At 66.0% G+C, this 25,832-nt stretch carries 20 protein-coding genes; 17 read left to right on the top strand and 3 right to left on the bottom strand.

Annotation, left to right across the window (positions count from 1 at the left end; genetic code table 11):
- Positions 1-103 precede the first annotated feature (103 nt).
- The 12 genes from XarjCFBP7645_RS11020 to recJ all read left to right on the top strand — a co-directional run bounded on the left by XarjCFBP7645_RS11020 (position 104) and on the right by recJ (position 13,998).
- Positions 104-352 carry a FeoA family protein gene (locus XarjCFBP7645_RS11020; RefSeq protein WP_016904358.1) on the top strand — a complete coding sequence of 83 codons (249 nt, stop codon included), beginning with the start codon at positions 104-106 and terminating at the stop codon, positions 350-352.
- Positions 349-2,208: a ferrous iron transporter B gene (feoB, locus tag XarjCFBP7645_RS11015; protein ID WP_104537513.1), complete on the top strand. Its 1,860-nt coding sequence runs from the start codon at positions 349-351 to the stop codon at positions 2,206-2,208. The genes XarjCFBP7645_RS11020 and feoB overlap by 4 nt, the downstream gene beginning before the upstream one ends.
- Before the next feature lies 1 nt (position 2,209).
- Entirely contained in the window at positions 2,210-2,464 is a 255-nt protein-coding gene (locus tag XarjCFBP7645_RS11010; protein ID WP_181126290.1) for a DUF6587 family protein, read from the top strand.
- Between the two features lie 317 nt (positions 2,465-2,781).
- Positions 2,782-3,984 carry a PLP-dependent aminotransferase family protein gene (locus XarjCFBP7645_RS11005; RefSeq protein ID WP_104537512.1) on the top strand — a complete coding sequence of 401 codons (1,203 nt, stop codon included), beginning with the start codon at positions 2,782-2,784 and terminating at the stop codon, positions 3,982-3,984.
- The gene (locus XarjCFBP7645_RS11000) at positions 3,981-4,703 is read left to right on the top strand and encodes an MOSC domain-containing protein (protein WP_104537511.1); all 723 of its coding nucleotides are present in this window, start codon (positions 3,981-3,983) and stop codon (positions 4,701-4,703) included. Before XarjCFBP7645_RS11005 ends, XarjCFBP7645_RS11000 begins: the two co-directional genes overlap by 4 nt.
- A 334-nt stretch (positions 4,704-5,037) precedes the next feature.
- The gene (dapB, locus tag XarjCFBP7645_RS10995; RefSeq protein WP_039515058.1) at positions 5,038-5,754 is read left to right on the top strand and encodes a 4-hydroxy-tetrahydrodipicolinate reductase; all 717 of its coding nucleotides are present in this window, start codon (positions 5,038-5,040) and stop codon (positions 5,752-5,754) included.
- Between the two features lie 240 nt (positions 5,755-5,994).
- A complete protein-coding gene (gene carA / locus XarjCFBP7645_RS10990) occupies positions 5,995-7,128 on the top strand; it encodes a glutamine-hydrolyzing carbamoyl-phosphate synthase small subunit (RefSeq protein WP_104537510.1) in 1,134 nt (377 codons plus the stop codon).
- Complete coding sequence (locus XarjCFBP7645_RS10985; RefSeq protein ID WP_104537509.1) at positions 7,125-7,481, top strand: hypothetical protein; 357 nt, start codon at positions 7,125-7,127, stop codon at positions 7,479-7,481. Before carA ends, XarjCFBP7645_RS10985 begins: the two co-directional genes overlap by 4 nt.
- A 114-nt stretch (positions 7,482-7,595) precedes the next feature.
- Positions 7,596-10,838 carry a carbamoyl-phosphate synthase large subunit gene (gene carB, locus XarjCFBP7645_RS10980; RefSeq protein WP_104537508.1) on the top strand — a complete coding sequence of 1,081 codons (3,243 nt, stop codon included), beginning with the start codon at positions 7,596-7,598 and terminating at the stop codon, positions 10,836-10,838.
- Positions 10,839-10,846: 8 nt separating this feature from the next.
- Positions 10,847-11,311 carry a transcription elongation factor GreA gene (gene greA / locus XarjCFBP7645_RS10975; protein ID WP_016903166.1) on the top strand — a complete coding sequence of 155 codons (465 nt, stop codon included), beginning with the start codon at positions 10,847-10,849 and terminating at the stop codon, positions 11,309-11,311.
- 30 nt (positions 11,312-11,341) lie between these two features.
- The gene (locus tag XarjCFBP7645_RS10970; RefSeq protein ID WP_104537507.1) at positions 11,342-12,262 is read left to right on the top strand and encodes a phosphoglycerate mutase; all 921 of its coding nucleotides are present in this window, start codon (positions 11,342-11,344) and stop codon (positions 12,260-12,262) included.
- A complete protein-coding gene (gene recJ / locus XarjCFBP7645_RS10965; RefSeq protein WP_104537506.1) occupies positions 12,259-13,998 on the top strand; it encodes a single-stranded-DNA-specific exonuclease RecJ in 1,740 nt (579 codons plus the stop codon). The genes XarjCFBP7645_RS10970 and recJ overlap by 4 nt, the downstream gene beginning before the upstream one ends.
- Before the next feature lie 592 nt (positions 13,999-14,590).
- Here recJ and XarjCFBP7645_RS10955 read toward each other — a convergent pair.
- The 3 genes from XarjCFBP7645_RS10955 to XarjCFBP7645_RS10945 form a co-directional block, all read right to left on the bottom strand.
- Complete coding sequence (locus tag XarjCFBP7645_RS10955; RefSeq protein WP_104537505.1) at positions 14,591-15,628, bottom strand: DUF1176 domain-containing protein; 1,038 nt, start codon at positions 15,626-15,628, stop codon at positions 14,591-14,593.
- 100 nt (positions 15,629-15,728) lie between these two features.
- Complete coding sequence (locus tag XarjCFBP7645_RS10950) at positions 15,729-16,934, bottom strand: acyltransferase family protein (RefSeq protein ID WP_104537504.1); 1,206 nt, start codon at positions 16,932-16,934, stop codon at positions 15,729-15,731.
- 188 nt (positions 16,935-17,122) lie between these two features.
- Entirely contained in the window at positions 17,123-18,484 is a 1,362-nt protein-coding gene (locus tag XarjCFBP7645_RS10945; RefSeq protein WP_258079544.1) for an acyltransferase family protein, read from the bottom strand.
- Between the two features lie 44 nt (positions 18,485-18,528).
- Between XarjCFBP7645_RS10945 and XarjCFBP7645_RS10940 the strand changes: the two genes are divergently transcribed.
- The 5 genes from XarjCFBP7645_RS10940 to XarjCFBP7645_RS10920 all read left to right on the top strand — a co-directional run bounded on the left by XarjCFBP7645_RS10940 (position 18,529) and on the right by XarjCFBP7645_RS10920 (position 25,783).
- On the top strand, positions 18,529-19,377 hold the full coding sequence (locus tag XarjCFBP7645_RS10940; RefSeq protein ID WP_243849099.1) for a LytTR family DNA-binding domain-containing protein: 849 nt from the start codon (positions 18,529-18,531) through the stop codon (positions 19,375-19,377).
- 73 nt (positions 19,378-19,450) lie between these two features.
- Positions 19,451-20,576, top strand: a protein-coding gene (prfB, locus tag XarjCFBP7645_RS10935; protein WP_100224782.1) for a peptide chain release factor 2 whose coding sequence is annotated in 2 segments (ribosomal slippage) — positions 19,451-19,525 and positions 19,527-20,576 — 1,125 coding nt in all. Because the reading frame shifts where the segments join, the coding sequence is not laid out codon by codon here.
- Between the two features lie 208 nt (positions 20,577-20,784).
- Positions 20,785-22,302: a lysine--tRNA ligase gene (gene lysS / locus XarjCFBP7645_RS10930; protein ID WP_104537501.1), complete on the top strand. Its 1,518-nt coding sequence runs from the start codon at positions 20,785-20,787 to the stop codon at positions 22,300-22,302.
- Between the two features lie 141 nt (positions 22,303-22,443).
- The gene (locus XarjCFBP7645_RS10925) at positions 22,444-23,580 is read left to right on the top strand and encodes an HD-GYP domain-containing protein (RefSeq protein WP_104537500.1); all 1,137 of its coding nucleotides are present in this window, start codon (positions 22,444-22,446) and stop codon (positions 23,578-23,580) included.
- A 4-nt stretch (positions 23,581-23,584) separates the two neighbouring features.
- Positions 23,585-25,783, top strand: a complete 2,199-nt coding sequence (locus tag XarjCFBP7645_RS10920; RefSeq protein ID WP_104537499.1) for an ATP-binding protein — start codon at positions 23,585-23,587, stop codon at positions 25,781-25,783.
- Positions 25,784-25,832 lie beyond the last annotated feature (49 nt).

The following is a 25,832-nucleotide window of genomic DNA, read 5'->3' as shown; positions in this document are numbered from 1 at the left end:
ATGAATGGGATGCGAACCATGATAGCGGCACGGGTCGGCCGAGCCATGACGCGGTGCGTCGATGCTAGAATTGAGAACCATTCCTAACAATCAGGCCGTCTTTGTGACGCTGTCCGACATGCCCTTGCATCGCGCCGCCATCGTGGATTCCGTGGAGGATCGCCTCCCCAACGACACGATCGCCCGGCGCCTGCGCGAACTGGGCTTTGTCGCTGGCGAAGAAGTCACGGTGCTGGCGACCGGTCCGGTCGGGCGCGAACCACTGCTGGTACAGGTCGGTTACACGCGGTTCGCCCTGCGCCGCAGCGAGGCGGCACGCGTGCAGGTACGCGTCGATGGAGCACAGGCATGAGCGCGGCGAGCGTTCCGTTGCGGCTGGCGTTGGTGGGCAATCCCAACAGCGGCAAGACCGCGCTGTTCAATCAGCTGACCGGCAGCCGGCAGAAGGTCGCCAACTACACCGGCGTCACCGTCGAACGCAAGGAGGGACACTTCCGCGCGCCGTCCGGGCGCGACTTCGCGGTGCTGGATCTGCCCGGCGCCTACAGCCTGCAGCCGGCCAGTCTGGACGAGGCGATCACCCGCGACCTGTGCCGGGGCTTCTACCCCGGCGAACCGGCGCCGGACGTGCTGGTCTGCGTGATGGATGCGACCAACCTGCGCCTGCATCTGCGTTTTGCGCTGGAGCTGCGCGAGCTGGGCCGGCCGATGATCGTGGCCTTGAACATGGTCGACGCCGCGCAGCGGCGCGGCATCGTCATCAACCTGCCGGCGCTGGAACAGGCGCTCGGGGTGCCGGTGGTGGAAACCGTGGCGGTGCGCCGCGGCGGCGCCAAGGCGCTGGTCGAGCGCATCGACGCGCAGGCCGCGAGCCTGGCGGCACCGGGCGCCGCGCCGCCTGCAGATGGCAACTACCATGCGCAGGTGCGGCAGATCCTGAGTGCGGCTGTGACCATGCCGACGCGGACCTCGCGGGTGGACGACGCGCTGGACCGCTGGCTGCTTCACCCGCTCTGGGGCCTGGTCACGCTGGCGGTGGTGATGTTCCTGATCTTCCAGGCGGTGTATGCCTGGGCCAACCCAGTGATGGACCTGATCGATGCCGGCACCGCGATGCTGGGCGAGTGGGCGGGCACTACGCTGCCGGAGGGCCCGCTCAACAGCCTGCTCAAGGACGGCATCATCACTGGCCTGGGCGGGGTGATCAAGTTCCTGCCGCAGATCCTGATCCTGTTCGCCTTCATCCTGGCGCTGGAGGAGTCCGGCTACCTGCCGCGCGCGGCCTTCCTGCTCGACCGCATGATGTCTGCCGCCGGCTTGTCCGGGCGCTCGTTCATCCCGTTGCTGTCGAGCTTCGCCTGTGCGGTGCCCGGCATCATGTCCACCCGCAGCATCCAGGACCCGCGCGACCGGTTCGCCACCATCATGGTCGCGCCATTGATGACGTGTTCGGCGCGCCTGCCGGTGTATGCCTTGCTGATCGGCGCCTTCATCCCGCAGAAGACCGTGTGGGGCGTCTTCAACCAGCAGGGCCTGATCCTGTTCGGCTTGTATGCCGCGGCCATCGTCAGCGCGCTGCTGGTGTCGTGGACAATGAAGAAGTGGCGCCGCGACAAGAGCGAGCACCCGCTGATGCTGGAGCTGCCGTCCTATCGCCTGCCGCATCTGCCCGACCTGGCGCTGGGGCTGTGGGAGCGTGCGCTGATCTTCCTCAAGCGCGTCGGCGGCATCATTCTGGCCCTGACCATCCTGCTGTGGTTCCTGCTGTCGTTTCCGGCCGCGCCGGCCGACGCCACCTTGCCGGCGATCGATTACAGCTTCGCCGGGCGCATCGGCCATGCGATGGCGATCTTCTTCGCGCCGTTGGGCTTCAACTGGCAGATCTGCATCGCGCTGATTCCCGGCCTGGCCGCGCGCGAAGTGGCGGTGGCCTCGCTGGCGACCGTGTACGCACTGTCGGCTGCCGATGACGATGCCGCGGCGCAGGCCTTGTCGCCGCTGATCAGCGATGGCTGGTCGCTGGCCACCGCGCTGTCGCTGCTGGTCTGGTACATCTACGCGCCGATGTGCATCTCCACGCTGGCCACGATCAAGCGCGAAACCAACTCGTGGAAGCAGATGACGGTCAGCGCGGTGTACCTGTTCGCGCTGGCCTACCTGGCCTCGCTGGTGACCTACCAGCTGGCCGTGCTGCTGGGAGCCGGCTGAGGTGGATCTGTCGCTCACGCTGCAATACCTGGTCATCGCCCTGGCGGTGTTGCTCAGTCTGTGGGTGGTGATGAAGAAACAATTCCCCGGCACGCTGCGGCGTCTGCGCGGCATGCTGGCACTGGGTCTGCTGCGCGACGGGCGACCTGCGTGGATGCGGGCGCTGGGTCGCCGCGTGGCCCCGCCGGCCGCCCAGGACGCCGCGGCCTGCGGTGGCTGCGACAGCTGCGGGCCGGCGCCGCCACGTCGTCACTGACGCGCGGAAGCGCTGCCTGTCATCGGCACTGGCCGATCTGGCCCGCCGGCCGGCCGACCTGTGCACGCAGCGCGTTGGCAAAAGCAGGCGACATCCTGCGCGGCGCGATGCGCGTACTGCGGTTGCCTTGCCGGCTGGCGCCGACGCGCGTGCATGGCATCACTGCATCGCGTGTTCGGTCGCGCCACTGCGACCCAGGCGAGCGTCGTGACGCGTGGCAATGATCGGTGCAGCAGCAACACCGTCACTGGCCGGGTTGCGTAGCCGACGCTGCAGTGCACAGCGCGTCGGCCACGGGCCTTCGCTATGCTTGCGCGATGACGACCTCTTTCCAGATCTCCCGACGTGCGCAGGCGCTGACCAGTTCGGCGATTCGCGAAATCCTCAAGGTGACCGAGCGGCCGGAGGTCATTTCCTTCGCCGGCGGGCTGCCGTCGCCGGCCACCTTTCCGGTGGAGCGCATGCGTGCGGCCAGCGATCAGGTGCTGCGCGATGCGCCGCAGGCCGCGCTGCAATACGGCCCCACCGAAGGCTATGCGCCGCTGCGCGAATGGGTAGCGGCACGCCTGAGCCGCGACGGCGCCAGCATCCGGCCCAGCCAGGTGTTGATCACCACCGGCTCGCAGCAGGGTCTGGACCTGCTCGGCAAGGTCTTCATCGACGAAGGCAGCAAGGTGCTGGTGGAAACGCCGAGCTACCTGGGCGCGTTGCAGGCGTTCTCGCTGTTCCAGCCGAGCTTCGTCGGCATGCCCTCGGACGAGGACGGGGTGGTGGTGGACGCGCTGGATCCTGCAGTGCTGGCCGATGCGCGCTTTCTGTATTGCCTGCCGAATTTCCAGAACCCCACCGGTCGCCGGCTGCCGCTGGTGCGCCGCCAGGCCCTGGTGGCGCGGGCGGCGGAGGCGGGTGTGCCGATCGTCGAAGACGATCCGTATGGCGAGCTTTACTACAGCGGCCAGCCATTGCCGAGCCTGTTATCGCTCAACCCGGAGGGCGTGATCTACATGGGTTCGTTCTCCAAGGTGCTCGCGCCCGGGTTGCGGCTGGGCTACGTGGTCGCGCCCGAAGCGGTGCTGGGCAAGCTGATCCAGGCCAAGCAGGCGGCCGATCTGCATACGCCCTCGTTCACCCAGCGCGTGGTCCACCAGACGTTGCAGGACGATTTCCTGGACACGCACATTCCGCAGATCCGCGCGCTGTATGCGCGTCAATGCAGCCTGATGCTGGAGGCACTGGATCGGCATTTCCCGCCCCAGGTGCAATGGAATCGCCCCGAAGGCGGCATGTTCCTGTGGGTGACCCTGCCGCCCGGGCTGGACGGCACCGCGCTGCTGGCGCGTGCGATCGCGCGCAATGTGGCGTTCGTGCCGGGCGCGCCGTTCTACGCCACCCTGCCGCAGGTCAATACCCTGCGTCTGTCGTTCGTCACCGTGCCCGGCGACAGGATCGACGCCGGCATCCAGGTCCTGGGCGAGGTGCTGCGCGAGGCGCTGGCCGAATTGCCCGGGCACGGCGCGTGAGCACGCAGGCCGCTGGCGTGCAGGCGCCTGCGCTCGTGATCACCATCGACAGCATCGCGATCGGTGTCGCACACGACTTCACCCGCCCCGGCAGCCGCAGCGCGATCGACAAGCGGACCGTGGACGGCACGCTGCGCGTCGGTCCCGACGGTCTGCAGGGCGACGAGCAGGGCGACCGGCGTGTGCATGGCGGGCCGGACAAGGCGATCCATCACTATCCGCGCGATCACTATGCCGCCTGGCAGGCCGAGCTCGGTGCGCATGCGTTGCTGGAGACGGCCGGCGCATTCGGCGAGAACCCGAGCAGCCTTGGCCTTACCGAAGCCGAGGTCTGTCTGGGCGATCGCTTTGCATTGGGCACGGCGGTGGTGGAAGTGTCGCAACTGCGTCAGCCATGCTGGAAGCTGTCCGACCGTTTCGGCCTGCGCGACATGGCGCGCCGCGTGCAGGACACCGGCCGCACCGGTTGGTATTACCGCGTGCTGCAGCCCGGCCTCGTTGCGCCCGGCAATACCCTGACACTGCAGCAGCGGCCGCATCCGCGATGGACGCTGTCGCGCCTGCAGCAGTTGTTGTATGCGCGCGATGTCGATGTCGCCGCCATCAACGAAGTGTTGCAGCTGCCGCTGGTGCCGTCGTGGCAATCACTATTCGCACGCCGCCTGCAACGCCGCGAAATAGAGAGCTGGAGCAAGCGCCTGCACGGCGCAAGCGACTGAGAGCCGCCAACACCATCGCGCGATCAAAGGCCGCAGCCGCGCCAGCTGCAGCGTGTGCCATGCGTCCTCATCAATGTCCTTACCAACGTGCAGTGGCGCAGCCCTCACCAACCCATGGCCGCTCGCTACGTTGTGTGCCGACCACCACGCGCACCCCACGGACGCCACCAAGCCAAAGCGCCATAGCACGTAAAACGCGCACACCCGCATCCGCTCTTACGATTCCCTAATCCCCCATCCCGATTCCCGGCTCCAACGATTCCCTAATCCCGATTCCCGATTCCCGATTCCCAGCTATCTTGTACAACCCACCCCGCCTAGCTAGCCTGCCGCCATGACAACGTCTCCTGTGAAAGTTCTGATCCACGGCGCCTCCGGGCGAATGGGCAAGGCATTGCTGCGCCTGGCTGCCGAAGACGAGGCGCTGCACGTCGTCGGTGCGGTGGTGGGGCGTTCGCCTTCGCAGCGCGTGGTGGACGGCGTGCCGTACTTCGCCGCCAGCGAACTCGGCGGTGCGCCGGCCTTCGATGTGGCGATCGACTTCAGCCTGCCGCAGGGTTTCGCACCGATCCTGGCCTTGTGCGCGCAGCGCGGCAAACCGCTGGTGTCCGGCACCACCGGCCTGGATGAAGCGCAGCGCGCCGCGTTGCTGGAGGCCGCGCAACAGATCCCGTTGGTGTGGGCGTCCAACTTCAGCCTGGGCGTTGCGGTGCTGACCGAACTGGTGGAGCGTGCCGCCGGCAGCCTGCCGGGCTGGGATTGCGACATCGTCGAAGCGCATCACGTGCACAAGCAGGACGCACCCTCCGGAACCGCACTGACGCTGGGGGAGGCGGCCACTGGCAGCGGCGCGCAGCCGCGCTTTGCCAGCCTGCGCGCCGGCGACATCGTCGGCGAGCACACGGTGCAGTTCACCGGGCTGGGCGAGCGGGTGGAGCTGGTGCACCGCGCCACCAACCGCGACATCTTTGCGCGCGGTGCCCTGCATGCGGCCAAGCGGCTGCTCGGCAAGCCGGCCGGCAGCTATCGCGTGCGCGATCTGGTGCTGTAACCGGGCGCGTTGCCGCATGTGAATGGCGAATGATCGCCGTGGCGCATTCATCCCGCCATCGCGATGGCGCCACGGCAACCGGTGTTCTCCAGGCTGGCATGCCGGGACACTTGCCTTTACAATTCTCGCTTGCCCGAACCAGCGTCGGACCGGTCCTCAGCACCGCGTCCGCGCTTTGCTGCAACCGGAATTTGGCCGGAAGCGCATCGGAGTCCCAGGCAGCCAGAGCGAGACCCCCACGTGACCCAACCCGCAATCCTTGTCCTCGAAGACGGCACCGTGTTCGAGGGCGAATCCGTAGGCGCCAACGGGCTTTCCGTCGGCGAAGTGGTGTTCAACACCGCCATGACCGGTTACCAGGAAGTCCTGACCGATCCCTCCTACGCCCGCCAGATGGTCACGCTGACCTATCCGCATATCGGCAACACCGGCTTTACCGATCAGGATGACGAGGCCAGCAAGATCTGGGCCGCCGGCCTGATCGTGCGCGACGTGCCGCGTCGCCCCAGCAGCTGGCGCAGCGAAGTCGCACTGCCGGAGTGGCTGCAGGCCCGCGGTGTGGTGGCCATTTCCGGCATCGACACCCGCAAGCTGACACGCCTGTTGCGGCAGAAGGGCGCCCAGAACGGCGCACTGATGGCCGGCGAGATCGATGTCGCCAAGGCGCTGGAAGCCGCGCGCAGCTTCCCCGGCCTGAAGGGCATGGACCTGGCCAAGGTGGTTTCCACCCAGACCAGCTACCGCTGGCAGGAAGGCTCGCTGGATCTGGATTCCGACACGTTCGTGCGCGCCGAGCTGAAGCACAAGGTTGTTGCTTACGATTACGGCGTCAAGCTCAACATCCTGCGCATGCTGGCCGACCGTGGGTGCGACGTCACCGTGGTGCCGGCGCGCACGCCGGTGGCCGAGGTGCTGGCGATGCAGCCCGATGGCGTGTTCCTGTCCAACGGCCCGGGCGACCCGGAGCCCTGCGACTACGCCATCAGCGCCATCCAGGAACTGATCGCCAGGCAGGTGCCCACCTTCGGTATCTGCCTGGGCCATCAGCTGCTGGCGCTGGCCGCCGGCGCGCGTACGGTCAAGATGACCACCGGCCATCACGGCGCCAACCATCCGGTGCAGGATCTGGACGGCGGGCGGGTGATGATCACCTCGCAGAACCATGGCTTTGCGGTCGACGAAAGCACGCTGCCGGCCAATGTGCGGGTGACCCATCGGTCGCTGTTCGACGGCACCAATCAGGGCATCGCGCTGACCGACGCCCCTGCGTTCTCGTTCCAGGGCCACCCGGAAGCCTCGCCGGGCCCGCGCGATGTGGGGCCGTTGTTCGATCGGTTCGTGGAGTTGATGGCCAAGGATGCCAAGCGCGCATGAGCGCTCGTTTGATGGGCGTGCTGATCGTGCTGATGGGCATCGCCCTGACGTATTGGGGCGTGTGGATGCCGCTGGAGCAGGCACGCGCCGGTGCCGAGTCGATCACGCTGCACGGCGGCATGAAGCTGGCCTTGCTGGTGCCGATGTGCTTGGTTTTCGGCGTCGGCTATGTGGCGGGAGGGGAGTCCTTTCACCATCGCATGCAGAACACCGACCCGGACAAGGTCCGTCGCTGGGGCAAGACCTCCGCGATCGGCTGGCTGCTGATCCTGGGCAGCTTTGCCGCGTCCTTCGGGCTGTATCAATGGCTTCAGCACACCCTGCGCGCCCTGGGCTATGGATCTGCCGGATGAACCCGGCGCTCGGCTCTGCCGAGTCGATGCACTATCACGCCGCGCCGCGATGCGATCGCCGCGGCCACTCTTCCGCACCTGCGGCTCGCCGCATGTTCCTAATCGAGTAAAGAAATGCCAAAGCGCACCGACCTAAAAACCATCCTGATCATCGGCGCCGGCCCGATCGTCATCGGCCAGGCCTGCGAGTTCGACTACTCCGGCGCGCAGGCGTGCAAGGCGCTGCGCGACGAGGGCTATCGTGTGGTGCTGGTCAACAGCAATCCGGCCACGATCATGACCGACCCGGATATGGCCGATGCGGTGTACATCGAGCCGATCAACTGGCAGACGGTCGAGAAGATCATCGCCAAGGAACAGCCCGACGCCCTGCTGCCGACCATGGGCGGGCAGACCGCGCTGAACTGCGCGCTGGATCTGGCCGACCACGGCGTGCTGGAGAAGTACAACGTCGAGCTGATCGGCGCCAAGCGCGAAGCCATCCGCATGGCCGAAGACCGCGAGCTGTTCCGCGTGGCGATGGGCGAGATCGGCCTGGATTGCCCCCGCGCCGAAGTGGCGCACACGCTGGAAGAGGCGCTGGATATCCAGACCCGGGTCGGCTACCCCACCATCATCCGTCCCAGCTTCACCCTGGGCGGCAGCGGCGGCGGCATCGCCTACAACCGCGAAGAGCTGATCGAGATCGTCGGCCGTGGCCTGGAACTGTCGCCGACCACCGAAGTGCTGGTGGAAGAATCGGTGCTGGGCTGGAAGGAATTCGAGATGGAGGTAGTCCGCGACACCGCGGACAACTGCATCATCGTCTGCGCGATCGAAAACCTCGACCCGATGGGCGTGCATACCGGCGACTCGATCACCGTGGCGCCGGCACAGACGCTGACCGACAAGGAATACCAGCGCCTGCGCGATGCCTCGATCGCGGTGCTGCGCAAGATCGGTGTGGACACCGGCGGCTCCAACGTGCAGTTCGGCATCAGCCCGACCACCGGCCGGGTGGTGGTGATCGAGATGAACCCGCGCGTGTCGCGCTCCTCGGCGCTGGCGTCCAAGGCCACCGGCTTCCCGATCGCCAAGGTCGCCGCCAAGCTGGCGGTGGGCTACACGCTGGACGAATTGAAGAACGAGATCACCGGTGGCCTGACCCCGGCCTCGTTCGAGCCGTCGATCGACTACGTGGTCACCAAGATTCCGCGCTTTGCGTTCGAAAAGTTCCCGCAGGCCGATGCGCGCCTGACCACCCAGATGAAGTCGGTGGGCGAGGTGATGGCGATGGGCCGCACCTTCCAGGAGTCGCTGCAGAAGGCGTTGCGTGGGCTGGAAACCGGCAAGATCGGGCTGGACCCGACCGGCCTGGATCTGAGCAGCGAAGACGACATCGCCGCGCTCAAGCGCGAGCTCAAGGCGCCGGGTCCGGAGCGTCTGTTCTATGTCGCCGACGCCTTCCGCGCCGGCATGAGCGTGGCCGATGTCTATGCGCTGTCGTTCATCGACCCGTGGTTCCTGGATCAGATCGAAGAACTGATCAGCCACGAGCAGCAACTGGCCGACGACGGCATGCCGGCACTGGATGCGGCGCGTCTGCGCACGCTCAAGCGCGCCGGTTTCTCCGATGCGCGCCTGGCCGAGCTGACCGGCACCAACGAAGAATCGGTGCGCACGCTGCGTCGCGCGTTGAAGGTGCGCCCGGTCTACAAGCGCGTGGATTCCTGCGCCGCCGAGTTCGCCACCAGCACCGCGTATCTGTATTCGACCTACGAGGACGAGTGCGAGGCGCTGCCGACCGACCGCGACAAGATCATGATCCTGGGCGGTGGCCCCAACCGCATCGGCCAGGGCATCGAGTTCGACTACTGCTGCGTGCATGCGGCGCTGGCGCTGCGCGACGACGGCTACGAGACCATCATGGTCAACTGCAACCCGGAGACCGTGTCCACCGATTACGACACCTCCGACCGCCTGTACTTCGAGCCGCTGACGCTGGAAGACGTGCTGGAAATCGTCGAGCTGGAAAAACCCAAGGGCGTGATCGTGCAGTACGGCGGCCAGACCCCGCTGAAGCTGGCGCGCGCGCTGGAAGCCAATGGCGTGCCGGTGATCGGCACCTCGCCCGATTCGATCGATCTGGCCGAAGACCGCGAGCGCTTCCAGCAACTGGTCGACACGCTGGGCCTGAAGCAGCCGCCGAACCGCATTGCCCGCAATGCCGAGGAAGCCCTGGTGCTGGCGCGCGAAGTCGGCTACCCACTGGTGGTGCGCCCGAGCTACGTGCTCGGCGGCCGCGCGATGGAGATCGTCTACGGCGAATCCGATCTGGCGCGCTATGTGCGCGATGCGGTCAAGGTGTCCAACGATTCGCCGGTGCTGCTGGACCGCTTCCTCGACAATGCGGTGGAAGTGGACGTGGACATCATTGCCGACAAGGACGGCAACGTGCTGATCGGCGGGTTGATGGAACACATCGAAGAGGCCGGCGTGCATTCGGGCGATTCGTCCTGCTCGTTGCCGCCATATTCGCTCTCGCCCAAGACCCAGGCCGAGTTGCGCCGTCAGGTGGTGATGCTGGCCGAAGGCCTGAACGTGGTCGGCCTGATGAATACCCAGTTTGCGGTGCAGGTGAACGAGGCCGGCGACGATGTGGTGTTCCTGCTGGAAGTGAACCCGCGTGCCTCGCGCACCGTGCCGTTCGTGTCCAAGGCGATCGGCATGCCGCTGGCCAAGATCGCCGCACGCTGCATGGCCGGCAAGACGCTGGCCGAGCAGGGCGCCACCAAGGAGATCGTGCCGGGCTATTACTCGGTGAAGGAGGCAATCTTCCCGTTCGCCAAGTTCCAGGGCGTGGATCCGATCCTAGGGCCGGAGATGCGCTCCACCGGTGAGGTGATGGGTGTGGGCCGCAGCTTCAGCGCCGCGTTTGCGCGCGCGCAGGAGGCCGGCGGCATCAAGGCGCCGCCGGTGGGCAAGGCGTTCGTATCGGTGCGCGATCCGGACAAGCAGCGCGTGTTGCCGGTGGCGCAGGCGCTGGTGGAGCGTGGCTATACGCTGGTCGCCACGCGCGGCACCGGTGCCTGGCTGCAGCAGAACGGGCTGAGCTGCGAGATCGTCAACAAGGTCGCCGAAGGGCGCCCGCATATCGTCGATTCGATCAAGAACGGCGAGATCGTGTATATCGTCAACACCACCGAAGGTCGCGCCGCCATCTCCGACTCGTTCTCGATCCGGCGTGAAGCGTTGCAGCATCGCGTGACCTATTCGACCACTGTTGCCGGCGCCAAGGCGCTGGTGCATTCGCTGGAATTCCGCGGCACCGGCCCTGTCTGGTCGCTGCAGGAACTGCACAAGGAGTTGGAAGCATGAGAGCACCCATGACGGCAAAGGGCGCGCAGCGCCTGCGCGAAGAGCTGGACCAGCTGAAGTCGGTCAAGCGTCCGGCGGTGATCAACGCGATCGCCGAAGCGCGCGCGCACGGCGATCTGAAGGAAAATGCCGAGTACCACGCCGCGCGCGAGCAGCAAAGCTTCATCGAAGGCCGCATCAAGCAGCTGGAAGGCGAGCTCTCGCATGCCGAGATCATCGACATCACCAAGCTGTCGGCCGGCAACAAGATCGTGTTCGGCGCCACGGTGACCCTGGCCGACACCGAAACCGACGAAGAGAAGCGCTACCAGATCGTTGGCGATCTGGAAGCGGACATCAAGCTGGGCATGATCGCGATCTCCTCGCCGCTGGCACGTGCGTTGATTGGCAAGCTGGAAGGCGACTCGGTCACCATCGATGCGCCGGCCGGCCAGCGCGAGTACGAAGTGGTCAGCGTTGCCTATCTGGACTGATTGGCCGGGATTGAACGACGCCACCGCCCGATGACCACCGCCACGCTGCTGCTGCCGGAAAAACGCCGCCTGCCCGGTGAACTGGGCGACACGCCGGTGGCGCGCGCGCTGGCGCGTGCCGATCAGCAAAGCGCCGAGTCCGGCGAAGTGGCGCAGCTGCAGCGCCACTTCACGCTGACGCCAGCGCACTGGCCGGTGGCCGCGTTGACCCGCCAACTCGATGCCGGCGATGCGGCCGGTGCGACCTGGGTGCGTGCCGATCCGGCCTACGTGGTGCCGGATATGCAGGGCGCGCGCTTGATGGGCTACGGCGAGGCGCTCGGCCCCACTGCCGAGGATCTGGCAGTGTTGCTGCCCATCCTCAAGCCGATGTTCGGCGATGCCGGCTTCCTGCTGGATGCGCCCACGCCTGCGCGCTGGTATCTGCGGCTGTCGCCGGATGCCACGTTGCCGGAATTTGCGCCACCGGATCTGGCGATCGGCGACGACCTGTTCGAACATCTGCCGGCCGGCGAGATCGGCCGGCGCTGGCGTGCCTTGCTGACCGAGGCGCAGGTGCTGCTGCATCAGCATCCCTGGAACGAGGGCCGCGTGGCCAGCGGCAAACCGGCGATCAATTCGCTGTGGTTCTGGGGCGGCGGCGCGCTGCCGCATGCGGTGAGCTCGCCGCACCGTCAGGTGCGCAGCCGCGAGTCGCTGCTGCGTGCGCTGGCGCTGGCCGCCGGTGCCGATGCGCAGGGCGAACAACGCGTGGATGCATTGGTGGACCTGCGCCATCTGCGCTCGCTGCAGCGGGTCAGCGACGACGCGGTGGCGCCGTTGCTGGCGGCAATGGCGCGTGGCGAACTGGATCGGCTGGTGCTGGATTTCCAGGATGGCGAAACCGTGTCGCTGACGCATGCGCAACGCTGGCGTTTCTGGCGCAAGCCGCGCGTACAGCTGGCGCAATGACCTCAACCCCGCGGATCGTCCGGCGCCCGCCCGGGCAGGCCGGCAGCTGGCCCGATGCCATGTTGCCGCTGCTGCGCCGCATCTATGCCGCGCGCGGCGTCACCGATACGCAAGGCGCGCACCCGCGCCTGGGTCAATTGCTGTCGCCGCAGTTGCTGCACAACAGCGACGTTGCGGCCGAGTTGCTGGCCGATGCGATCGCACAGCAGCGGCGCATCCTGGTGGTCGGCGATTTCGACTGCGACGGCGCCACCGCCTGTGCGGTCGGCGTGCGTGGCCTGCGCATGCTCGGCGCGCTGGATGTGCATCACGCCGTGCCAAATCGCATGGTGCATGGCTACGGCCTGTCGCCGGCACTGGTGGAGGAGCTGGCCGCATTGCAGCCGGATCTGCTGGTCACGGTCGATCACGGCATTGCCTGCCACGCCGGCGTGGCCGCCGCCAAGGCGCGCGGCTGGACGGTGCTGGTCACCGACCACCACTTGCCTGGCGAGGTATTGCCGCCGGCCGATGCGATCGTCGATCCGAATCTGGCCAACGATCGCTTCCCGAGCAAATCCCTGGCTGGGGTCGGGGTGATCTTCTACGTGCTGATGGCCTTGCGCGGCGTGCTGCGTGCGCGCGGCGCCTTCGCCGAACGGGCCGAACCGGATCTGTCGGTATTGCTGGACCTGGTGGCCGTCGGCACTGTCGCCGATCTGGTGCCGTTGGACACCAACAACCGTGCGCTGGTGTCGGCCGGCCTGCGCCGCCTGCGCGAGGGCAAGGGTTGCATCGGCCTGCGCGCCTTGATCGACGCCAGCGGCCGCGACGTTGCGCGTCTGAGCGCCAGCGACATCGGATTTGCGTTGGGTCCGCGTCTCAACGCAGCCGGCCGGCTGGAAGACATGGCGCTGGGCATCGAGCTGCTGCTCAGCGAGGACTGGAACCGTGCGCGCGAGATCGCCGGCACCCTGGAACAGATCAACGCCGAGCGCCGCGCGGTGCAGCAATTGATGACCGACGATGCCGAACAGGCCGTCACCAAGGTGGTGCTCGATGCCGATGGCGCGCTGCCGATCGCCGCGTGCCTGTTCGATGCCGACTGGCACCCGGGCGTGATCGGCCTGGTCGCCTCCAAGCTCAAGGACCGCCTGCATCGCCCGGTGATTGCATTGGCGCCGGCCGAGCCGGGCAGCAGTCAGCTGCGTGGTTCGGCACGTTCGATCCCCGGCCTGCATATCCGCGATGTGCTGGCGGCAGTGGATGCGCGCCACCCGGGCCTGATCCAGAAGTTCGGCGGGCATGCGATGGCCGCCGGGCTGAGTCTGGAGCATGCCGCGCTGGCGACCTTCGAACAGGCATTCCAGCGCCAGGTGCAGGCGATGGTCGACGCCTCGCTGCTGCATGCCGAATTGCACAGCGATGGCGAACTGGCCGCGCACGAACTCGATCACCTGCATGCCGAGGCGCTACGCGTGGCCGGGCCGTGGGGGCAGGGCTTTCCCGAGCCGCTGTTCGATGGTCAGTTCGAAGTGCTGCAATGGCGCCTGCTCAAGGAACGCCATCTCAAGCTCACGCTGCGCTGCGCCGGCCGCGCCGAACCGCTCAACGCCATCCACTTCAACGGCTGGCGCGGCAGCGAGCCGGCACGCATGGTGCGGCTGGCGTACCGCCTGGTCAGCGACGACTATCGCGGCGGCACGGCGGTGCAGTTGATCGTCGAACACAGCGAGCCGGTAACAGCCACTGGCTGAGCGTGCGGCTGTCAATGGCTGGCTTCGGTAGGGGTGACAGCGCGTCCGGGGATCGGCTGCTCGTCTCGGTCAGACATCCTGTCTGACTCGCCGCCGCGGCACATCCCTGTGCCGCTCTCCGCCAATCCCCGGCCACGCTGCCGCCTCGGCTTGTCGTTTCCACGACCTGGTCAGGGCAGGCCAATCCACCATCTTGTTTTCAAGATTCGCGATGACGACTCTGTAGGTGTTCGGACGCGCCCTGATCCAAGAAATACGCGTCATGCTCGGCTTGCAACCACGCACACCGACCATCTGGACAGGTCCTTGCCCGCTCACCGTCGCGGGACCTTGAGCGGCATGGATGCCGCGCCAGAGCCTACACGGACGTACTTGCGGCGTGTCCCGCAAGGGTGGGCGGGCAAGGGCCCTGCAGCCAAGCCGCACATCAACCGCTCTGCACGGGACGGCGCACTCGCAGGCGACCTATACGCGGTGGTAAATGCCCTAAGAACCGCATCCCTGACGGTCGCAAAGTAATCACGCTGGCCGCTCAAAGCGTCTTTCAAGACCCTGCAAGCGCACATCGGCGCTCGCACTCTCCTAGCTCCGATCAGGGCGACGTCTTGACCTCGGTCACCAAGGTCGGCAATTCCCACGCCCCGCCAGCGGCCACCAGCCGGCACAGGCCGGAGGTGGATTTGGAGGTCGGCACGAAACGGCGGCCGTCCCAGGTCCAGCTGGCCTGGCTGTAGCAGTCGCCCAGGCCGCGGCCCTTGTGCGATGCAAGGATGGTGGAGCCGTCGATATCGCTGGCTTGCGTGGTCACCAACGTCGGCGCGAACGGCGCGCGTGCATTGATGACCCAAAAGCCGGTGCCGACGTTGTAGGCGCCCATCCAGCAGTCGGTCGACACCAGCAGTTTGTCGCTGCTGAGCCGGGTGACCGTCAGCGGCTCGGCTGCGTCGCCGGCTTGCAGTCCCTTGCATTCCTCGTCGGCCGGCAAGCTGGCACGCAGCGCTTGATAGAGCGCCGGCAGCGTGCCCAGGCGCGTATCGGCCGCTTGCGTTGCTGCGAGTTTGGCCGCGCGTACCTGCGGTGCCGGCACGGCCGGCAGCACTGCAGCCTCGTCGCGATCGCCCTTGCGCAGCAGTGCGCCGCGCGTGCCCAGCCGGCCCTGGAATTCGTCCATCTTCAGCAGCACCGCGGCGGCGCCGCGATCGGACAGCTGCCAGCGGCGGCCATCGTTGCCGACCGCCACGATCTTGCTGCTGCGGGTCAGTGCCGCCAGCAGCGCGGTCACCTGCGCGCCGGTCAGCGGCGCGGTGCCGCTGTCGCGATTCAACGCCAGCCTGCCCAGGTCGCGCTGGTCGATGCGCAATGTGAGCGACGCCGGCATCTTGACCTCGTCGTACTGGCCCAGCATCAACTCCGCAGCGACCGGCTGCGTGGCACCGGCCTTGCGCGTCAGCAACACCGATACCGGCGTGCTGTCGTCTCCATCCGGCTGATAGCCGGCAGCGCGGCAGGTGCGGGTGTTGTCGCAGGCGATGGTCCAGTCCTGGTGCTCGAAGGCGATGCCGACCGGCGCATCGGCAAGGGCGGCGACGGGCGCGAGCAACAAGGTGGCGGCAAGCAGGGTAGGGCGCATGGTGTCTTCGAAAGAGCGTGTCCGGCGCGCATCTTGCGTTGCTGCCGACGGGCCGTCCAGTGCGTCGTATGCCGGAGCGGAACATGCCTGCGCAGCACCTTCACGATGGCACCGGCGCGCTGTCGGTCTTGCTCGCCAGGCGCGGCGTGCGCAAGCCGAACAACGGACGCAACCAGCGCACCCGACGGATCACAAACTCATGCAACGCCAGGCAGCCGATCACCGTGGTGGCGATCACCAGCGCCGGCTCCAGCCAGGCATTCAGATGCAAGGGCATCAGCCAGTACAGCGTCACGATGATCAGGCTCTGGTGCAGGATGTACCACGGGAACACTGCCTCCGTGCAGTAAGGCAGCCAGCGGAACGGGCGATTCAACCGGTACCTGGCCCAGCCAAGAATCGTCAGCAGTGCCAGCCAGGTGTAGGCGGCACGCGCGCCGTGCTCGATCGCCTCCCACGGCAGCGCGGCCAGCGGTGCACCCAGTTGCGCAGTCTGCCCCTGGATGCCGGCATAGCGAATGCCCAGTTCGGCGCCGATCGCCACCAGCGCGGCGACCAAGGTGAGCCAGCGCAGTTGTACGGCCAGCTGCCAGAACCGCTCGCGGCGTGCCAGCAGATATCCCAGCACGAACAGCGGGAACGATTCGGCGTGCACGAACCAGTCGCCGACCAGCGCATGGGTGGGCGGATGGCGCGGCATCACCCACAGCACGCAGAACGTCTCCCACAGGATCGGCAACAGCAGCAGTGCCGGCACCGCCAGCGCAGCGGGCAAGCGAGGCAATGCGGTCAGCAGCGGGCGTGTCAGCGACACCAGCGCCATCAACGCGACGGTATAGGGCAGCAGATAGGCCAGATACCACAGATGGTTCCAGGTGATGCCGTGCTCCCAGCCATCGAAGCTGCCGGCCGGCCACGGCCGCACCTGCCAATAGCGCAACAGGAAGCTGCCGAAGCCCGGGCTGACCTTGCCGTTGCTCACGCCCTGGCAATAGGCCTGCACCGCGACCACCACGAACATGCCGAACAACAGCGGCGGCAGCAATCGTGCGCAGCGCTGCAGGGCGAAGCGCCAGGGCCTGGCCTGCGGCCGCGACAGTCCGATCGCGATGCCGGAGATCATGAACAGCAAGGGCATGCGCCAGCGGTTGAGCACGATCATCGGCCATTGCAGCCACGGCGCCGTGTGTGTGCTCTTGAGGTGGAAATCCCAGTCCGCCACGTAGGCCATGCCCACGTGATAGAGGATCAGCAGTGCGAAGGCGAAGACGCGCAAGGCATCGATATCGTGGCGGCGTTCGGTCATGGTCGTGTCGGCAGGAGGCATGCCCGCATCCTCGGCAACTCCGGCCGGTTGCAGGTGCGCCAGGGGGGGCGATGCCGTCCCCGAGTGACCAGTTGCGGTCCTGCAGGGACGAACCGGGGCGGATGTTGGGCGGTTTTGTCCGAAACGCGCGGCTGCATTCCCCAGTCAGAAACCCGGGCCTGGCATTGCTACGCTGCGGTCTTACGCTGTACTGGAGTCGCGGCCCGCCGCGTCGCCATCGCCGACAGGCCAAACAGCGGCCGCAGCCAGCGCTGCCTGCGAATGACCTCATAGGCGGCCAAACACAGCACAACGGTCGCGACGATCAGCGTCGCACTCTCGGCCGGCTGCGGCAGCGCCAATGGTTTCATGGCATGCGCCAGTACCACGATGATCGTCTGGTGCAGGACATACACCGGAAACACGGCAGCGGTGAGATAGCGCAGCACGGCACTATCGGCATGACGGAAACGATAGGCAAAGCCCAGGATGGCGGCAATCGCGCACCACTGTTCGACCGCCCACATGACACGCAAGAGCAGGCGCAGGGCGGTGGGCGCGGGATGCGCATCGTCATAAATGGAGAAGTACCAGGTGTGGATCATCAGCGCATAGCTGCACGAGGCCAGCAGCAGTGCCACCCAGCGCAGCCGCTGTAACGACTCCCAGACGCCGGCCATCGGCGCGATCAGCACCCCGATCAGGAAGACCGGCAGGTACTGCGCGTGGTTGTACCAATCGTCGAACAACCAGTTGGTTTGCTCGAAGCGAGCCAGCAGCATCAGACGCGCAACCGCCAGTAGCGTTACGGGTACCAGTAACGCGCCCCAGCCCCGGAGCGCGCGCGCGGCCCATGCGCGCAGGCGCAGCTTCGCTGCCGCAGGAAGCAGGCGCCAGAGCAGCCACGCCACCAGGGTGTACGCCCACAGGTAGGGCAAGAACCACAGGTGATTCCAGGTGGGCAGGCGCAGACAGTCGCCATCGGCACCACAAAACCCTTGGTAGGCGCTCAGATACTTGGCATAAAACGCCAGGTAGCCCTGGTGGTAGCCGCCGGGCAATTGTTCGACGACTTGATAGTAGGACTGTGGTGGCACGATCACGGCCATGCCGAACAGCAGCGGCAGCAGCAGCTGGCGCGAACGTCGGTACAGGAAGCCCTGGGGCGTGTTGCTCAGCATGAAGGCGGTGGCGACACCGGAAATCAGGAACAGCAGCGACATCCGCCACGGGCTGCTGAGCAGCATGACGGGCTCCAGCATCAGGTGGGTCCTGGGACTTTTGACGTGCCAGTCCCAGGTCACGTAGTACATCCCGACGTGATAAAGCACCAACAGGCCGAAGGCGATGACGCGCAGCCAGTCCAGATCATGACGCCTTTGCATTGGCTGCCCCTGCCACCGTGGAGATGCCCGAACTACATGGGCTGACGCAGCAGGCGACCAGCGGGGAGGGACGAAACACCGATCTTCAGGGACGAATGGGCTCAGCCCTGGGGTGACGATCGGCGCTGCCAGCCTAGAATATGGGCATGAGTAACGACCCGGCACGTACGACCCTAGAGCGCTTTCTGCCCTGGCAGCGCAGCGCAGGCATGTCCTTCTGGCTGATGGTGTTGGCGATCAACGCCAGCGGCAACGCCGTCACCGAATTGATGGATCGCAGGCGCGCCGGGCTGCCGGTCCAGAGCTGGGAACCCTGGGTATGGGAGATCTCCAGCGGCCTGGTCTGGCTGCTGATGCTCGTTCCCGTCATTGCCTGGTTCACGCGGAAGCTGCCGTTGCATCTGGATACCTGGTGGCGCCGGCTGCCCTGGTATCTGTTGGCCAGCATGGTGGTCTCGGTGGTGCATGTCCTGACGATGGTCGGCCTGCGCATGCTGACCTATCGGCTGCTGGGCGGGCATTACGACTTTGGCGCGTGGCCGCAGGAGTTGTTCTACGAGTACCTCAAGGACGTGCGCACCTTCGCGATCATCGTTGCGTGCATGCACGGCTATCGGTTTTTGCTGCGCCGTCTGCAGGGCGAGGTGCGGTTGCTGGCCGCGCCGGACGAAGGCCCGCCGGTCGAGCCGCTGGATCGCCCGGAACGTTTTCTGGTGCGCAAGCTGGGACGCGATTTCCTGGTCGCTGCCGCCGATATCGAATGGCTGCAGGCGTCGGGTAACTACGTCAATCTGCACGTGCGGGGCCACGATTACCCACTGCGCAGCACGATGGCCGCGATCGAGGCCAGGCTCGACCCGGCCGCGTTCGTGCGCATCCATCGCAGCTACATCGTCAACCTGGGGTGCGTTGTTTCGATCGAGCCGCTGGACGCTGGCGAGGCGCGCGTGCACCTGTCCGGCAATGGCCAGCTGCCGTGCAGCCGTCGTTACCTGGCGTCGCTGCGCCGCGCCGCCGGACAGGCCGACGCGCCAGCGGTGCCGGCTGTGCCGGGCTGAACAGCCTACTCACCGCGTTCCGTCGCCGCCGCCCCCTTGCTAGACTACCGGGCTTGTTTGCCGGAAATCCGTCATGATCGAAACCAATCCGATCCGCCAGCGCATCACCGATCTCAGCGATCGCGTGCTCTCGCTCAGGGGGTATCTTTGACTACGACGTCAAGAAAGAGCGTCTAGAAGAAGTCAGCCGGGAGCTTGAGAGCCCCGACGTGTGGAACGACGCCGAGCGTGCGCAGGCCCTGGGTCGCGAGCGCTCGCTGCTGGAAAAAACCGTCATCGGCATCGCCGATGTGCTGGCCGGCCTGAGCGATGCCGGCGATCTGCTGGAACTGGCCGAAAGCGAGCAGGACGAAGACACCGCGGTGGCGGTGATCGCCGATCTTGACAAGTACCAGACCCATGTCGAAAAGCTGGAATTCCAGCGCATGTTCTCCGGCCAGATGGACGGCGCCAACGCGTTTGTCGACATCCAGGCCGGCGCCGGCGGCACCGAGGCGCAGGACTGGGCCGAGATCCTGCTGCGCATGTACCTGCGCTGGGCCGAGTCGCGCGGCTGGAAGACCGAGCTGATGGAAGTGTCCGGCGGCGAAGTGGCAGGCATCAAGTCGGCCACGATCCGCATCGAGGGCGAGTACGCCTATGGCTGGCTGAAGACCGAGATCGGCGTGCACCGGCTGGTGCGCAAGTCGCCGTTCGATTCGGACAACCGCCGGCATACCAGCTTCACCTCGGTGTTCGTGTCGCCGGAAGTGGACGACAACATCGAGATCGACATCAATCCGGCCGATCTGCGTACTGACGTGTATCGCTCCTCGGGTGCCGGTGGTCAGCACGTCAACAAGACCGAATCGGCGGTGCGTATCACGCATATCCCGACCAACACCGTGGTCGCCTGCCAGACCGGCCGCAGCCAGCACCAGAACCGCGACAACGCGATGAAGATGCTGGCCGCCAAGTTGTACGAGTTGGAGGTGCAAAAGCGCAATGTCGAGCGAGACGCGCTGGAAGCCACCAAGTCCGACATCGGCTGGGGCAGTCAGATCCGCAATTACGTGCTCGATCAGAGCCGCATCAAGGATCTGCGTACCGGCATCGAACGCAGCGATACGCAGAAAGTGCTCGACGGCGATCTGGACGAATTCGTCGAGGCCAGCCTCAAGGCCGGTCTGGCGGCAGGCTCCAAGCGCCTGGATGCCTGATCGCACGGAGACGTCGCTGCGCCTGCCGCGCAGGGACGTCTCCGCGCCTACCGCCACGCGTGCAGCGCAATGCAGCGCGACGCATCGCCACGCAGTCCCGTTGCGCCGTGCAGTTGGCACCGATACACCGTAAAACGCAGGAACCGGCCAGCCCGGTTCCGCATTCTCCACCGGGCACGCGCCCGATCCACAGCAGACCGATTCCGCCATGACCGAGCAGACCCCCGCGCCGCAGATCCCCGCCGACGAGAACAGCCTCATCGCCGAGCGTCGCGCGAAACTGGGCGCGTTGCGCGGCCAGGGCATCGCCTATCCCAACGATTTCGTGCGCGAACATTTCGCCGGCGATCTGCAGGCCGAATTCGCCGATGCCGACACCTGGACCCCCGAGGCGCTGGAAGCGACCGGACGCACGGTCAGGATGGCTGGGCGCCTGATGGCCAAGCGGGTGATGGGCAAGGCCAGCTTTGCGCAGATCCAGGACGAGTCCGGGCGCGTGCAGCTGTTCCTGCAGGGCAATGTGCTCGGCGATGCCTATACCGCGTTCAAGGGCTGGGATGTCGGCGACATCATGGCAGTGGAGGGCGGGCTGACCCGCACCAAGACCGGCGAGCTGTCGGTCAAGGCCAGTGCGCTACGCCTGCTGACCAAGTCGTTGCGTCCGTTGCCGGACAAGTGGCATGGCTTGTCGGACGTGGAGCAGCGCTATCGCCAGCGCTATGTCGACCTGATCGTCACCCCGGAAGCGCGCGAGGTCTTCATCAAGCGCTCCAAGATCATTCGCGCGATCCGCGCCTGGCTGGATGCGCGCCGCTTCCTGGAAGTGGAGACGCCGATGATGCATTACATCCCCGGCGGGGCCACCGCCAAGCCGTTCACCACCCACCACAACGCGCTGGATCTGGACCTGTACCTGCGCGTGGCGCCGGAGCTGTACCTCAAGCGCCTGGTGGTCGGTGGACTGGAGCGGGTCTACGAGATCAACCGCAACTTCCGCAACGAGGGCGTGTCGACCCGGCACAACCCCGAGTTCACCATGCTCGAGCTCTACGAGGCCTATGCCACGTACCACGAGATCATGGATCTGACCGAACAGGTGATCCGGGACACTGCCCGGTCGGTCCTCGGCACCACCCAGGTCAACTGGGACGGCGCCGACATCGATCTGGCGCCGGCTTTCCGGCGCTGGCGCATGGATGAGGCCGTTCGTCACCACAATCCTCAGATCAGCGCGGTCGATTGCACCGACCGCGATGCGCTGCTGCGCCACTGCGAGCGGCTGAAGATCAAGGTCAAGCCGTCCTACGGCTGGGGCAAGCTGTTGCTGGAAATCTTCGAGGCCACCGTGGAACACACCCTGGTGCAGCCGACCTTCATCACCGACCACCCGGTCGAGGTGTCGCCACTGGCGCGCTCCAGCGACACCGAGCCGGGGTACACCGACCGCTTCGAGCTGTTCATCAACGGCAAGGAGCTGGCCAACGGCTTCTCCGAGTTGAACGACCCGGAAGACCAGGCCGCGCGCTTTCAGGCGCAGGTGCAGGCCAAGGACGGTGGCGACGACGAGGCGATGCATTACGACGCCGATTACATCCGTGCGTTGGAGTACGGCATGGCGCCGACAGGCGGCCTGGGCATCGGCATCGACCGCCTGGTGATGCTGCTGACCGGCAGCACCTCGATCCGCGATGTGCTGCTGTTTCCGTACATGCGCCCGGAAGCCTGATCATTATTTGTGTCGTCGGCGTGCCGACGGCACAGATACTGCATATCCTAGAGCGGAGCCCCGAATGGCGTATTGTCGGGGGAGCCGGCACAGCTGCCGGCGTCATCGCTTTTCCGTTCTCAGGATAGAGGAGCAACGGCTATGCAGGATGTTTTGGGTAATCTTGCCGGCGTATCGTCGGCGGATCCATCGGGAAGCTGGTCGGAAAAGGCGGATCTGGGATTGAACATCGTCATTGTCGATGACCAGATGTCTGCGCGGACGATGCTGCGCCACGTCATCGAGGACATCGCACCGGAATTGAAGGTCCACGATTTCGGCGACCCGCTCGACGCCTTGGCGTGGTGCGAGGCCGGACGGGTGGACTTGTTGCTGCTCGACTACCGCATGCCCGGCATGGATGGCCTGGAATTTGCCCGGCGTCTGCGCCGGTTGCCCAGCCATCGCGATATTCCGATCATCCTGATCACCATCGTCGGCGACGAGCCGATCCGGCAGGCGGCGCTGGAAGCGGGCGTGATCGATTTCTTGGTCAAGCCGATCCGCCCGCGCGAACTGCGCGCGCGCTGCGCAAATTTGCTGCAGTTGCGTCAGCAGAGCGAAAGCGTCAAGCAGCGTGCGCTGTCGCTGGAGCAGCGTCTGCTGGCCAGCATGAACGAGGTCGAAGAGCGCGAACGCGAAACGCTGTCGCGGCTGGCGCGCGCCATCGAGTACCGCGACTCGTGCACCAGCGCCTTCCTGGAGCGCATGTCGCACGTGGCCGGCCTGATCGCCGAGCAGCTCGGGTTGTCGGAAGAGGAGGTGCGCATCATCGAGATGGCCGCACCGCTGCACGACATGGGCAAGATCGCCATTCCCGATGCGGTGCTGCTCAAGCCGGGCAAGCTCACCGACGACGAGATGAGCATCATGAAGCGGCATCCGCGAATCGGCTACGAGCTGCTCAGCGGCAGCCAGAACCGCTTCATCCAGGTGGGGGCCTTGATCGCGCTGCGTCACCACGAGCGCTACGACGGTACCGGCTATCCGGATGGACTGGTGGGCGAGGCGATTCCGCTGGAGGCGCGCATCGTGGCGGTGGCCGACGTCTTCGATGCGCTGTTGTCGCCGCGCCCGTACAAGGAGGCCTGGACCATGGACGCCGCGCTGGCCTATCTGTACGCCCAACGGGGTCGCCTGTTCGACCCGCGTTGCGTCGATGCGCTGCTGCGCGGCCGTGCGCAGTTGGACCAGATCTGCGGCGAATTCTCCACCGCATCGGCTCGACCCGGGGTGTGAGGCTATGAATCCGTTCGGAAGGATCCGGCAGCGGTTGATGAATCGACCTGACAGCGAACATGGTCAGGCGATCGTCCGCATCGTTCTGATCAGCTTGATCCTGTCGTATGTGCTTGTGCCGAGTGTGCGGCACAGCTTGCCGTTGCACCAGCACACGGGTGTGTTGGTCATTGTGCTGACAGGCCTCGGTCTCGGTCTTGCATTGTTCGGATGGCTGCTGTGTCGACCCGACCGCTCGGATGCGCGTCGCATCCTGGGCATGCTGGCCGACTACGGGCTGATGGCGGCCGGCATGATCCAGATGGGCGAGCCGCTGGCCTGGGTCTATGTCGTGGTGATGTGGGTCACCGTCGGTAACGGCCTGCGCTATGGCAACCGTTATCTGTACCTTGCGGTGGCGATGGCGGTGGTGAGTTTCTCCACGACGCTGTCGATGACCGAATATTGGCAACGCAACCAGCGGCTTGGTGCCGGGCTTGCCGTAGGTCTGGCCGCAGTTCCGCTGTATTTCTCCAGTCTTCTGCGGCAGTTGACGCGCGCAACCGCCGAGGCGCGCCGTGCCAGCGAGGCCAAGAGCCGCTTTCTGGCAAACATGAGTCACGAGTTTCGGACACCGCTCAACGGCTTGTCCGGCATGACCGAGGTCTTGGCAACGACCCGTCTGGACGATGAGCAGCGCGAGTGCCTGAAAACGATTCAGGCCTCAACACGCAGTCTGCTGGCGCTGGTAGAGGAGGTGCTGGACATCTCGGCCATCGAAGCCGGCAAGCTCCGCATCAACGCGTCCGATTTTGCATTGCGCGATACGCTGCAGGCCATCGCGTTGATCCTGGAACCGCAGGCGAAGACAAAGGGCCTGCACTATCGGGCGAACGTGGCCGAGGATGTGCCAACGCTGTTGCACGGGGATGCGTTGCACCTGCAGCAGATCCTGCTCAATCTGGTGGGCAACGCGGTCAAGTTCACCGATCATGGCCGTGTGCAGCTGACCGTGGCAGTCGGCAATCCTCATGCGGCGATCGCAGGGCATGCCCGCGCGGGGGTCCGCCTGCGGTTCGAGATCCTGGATACAGGGATCGGCGTGCCGGTCGACATGCGCCCGCGACTGTTTGAGGCTTTCGAACAGGCCGATACCGGACTGGCGCGGCGTTTCGAAGGCAGCGGTCTGGGCACGACCATCGCGCGGGGACTGGTCCAGTCGATGGGCGGCGCAATCGGCTTCGAGGAAAACCCGCAAGGCGGTAGCCTGTTCTGGTTCGAGCTTCCGTTCGCTCTAGCGACCGCCAAGCCGGCAACTGCGGCACTGCCCGTGTTGCAGGAAGCCGAGGCCGCCACGATACCGGGCAACGTGATTGCTTTTGCCGATCCATTCCTGCGTCACCGTGCCCGTGTGCGCAGCATGATGATCCTGGTGGCAGACGATCACCTGGCAAACCGCCTTGTCCTGCAGCGGCTATTGCAGAAGGCGGGACATCGGGTGGCCTGCGTGGATGGGGGTGAGGCCGTCCTGGACGCACTGGCCGAAACCGACTACGACGCTGCCATCGTCGACTTGCACATGCCCGGCGTCAGTGGCCTGGACATGCTCAAGCAATTGCGGGTCATGCAGGCGGGCGGCAAACCGGGCACACCGGTCGTGGTGCTGAGTGCCGATGTAACACCCGAGTCGATTCGCAGTTGCGAGCAAGCCGGTGCTTATGCATTTCTGGCAAAGCCCGTTGCAGCGGTCAAGTTGCTGGACACCTTGGCCGACATTGCGGTCAACCAGAAGTTACGTCAGAACGATCTGACGATTGGTCTGCGTGGCCCGGCGTTGAGCGGTGTCGTGCTCGATCCTGCCGTGCTGGACGAACTGGCTGCACTGGGCATGGGGAAAGAATTCGAACGCGAGTTCATTCAACAGTGCCTCAGCGATGCGGCCGCCTGTGTAGTGCAGCTCGGCAAGGCCGCCGCCGACCAGGACTGGGAGCGGTTACGCGAGCATGCGCATGCGGTCAAGGGCGTTTCCAGCAATCTCGGGCTGGTTGGACTGGCCGAGCAGGGTGGTGAGCTGATGCGTCTTTCCGAAGCGCAGTTACGCGCCGAATGGCGTCAGCGGCTGGAGCAACTCGATAGCGGATTGATGCAGGGACGCGAAGCGCTTGCCTTGCGCGCACAGAAGACATCCGACGACGACGTCACGGGTAAGGGCGATCCCGGCTGAGCAAAGCCCGGCCATCGGCCGGGCCTGATTCCCCCAGTATTGGATCGAC

Origin of the sequence: Xanthomonas arboricola, assembly GCF_002940665.1 — a bacterium.
Classification (GTDB): domain Bacteria; phylum Pseudomonadota; class Gammaproteobacteria; order Xanthomonadales; family Xanthomonadaceae; genus Xanthomonas; species Xanthomonas arboricola_B.
Note: the sequence above shows the minus strand (reverse complement) of the source record. Positions and strands in the feature narration are given on the sequence as shown.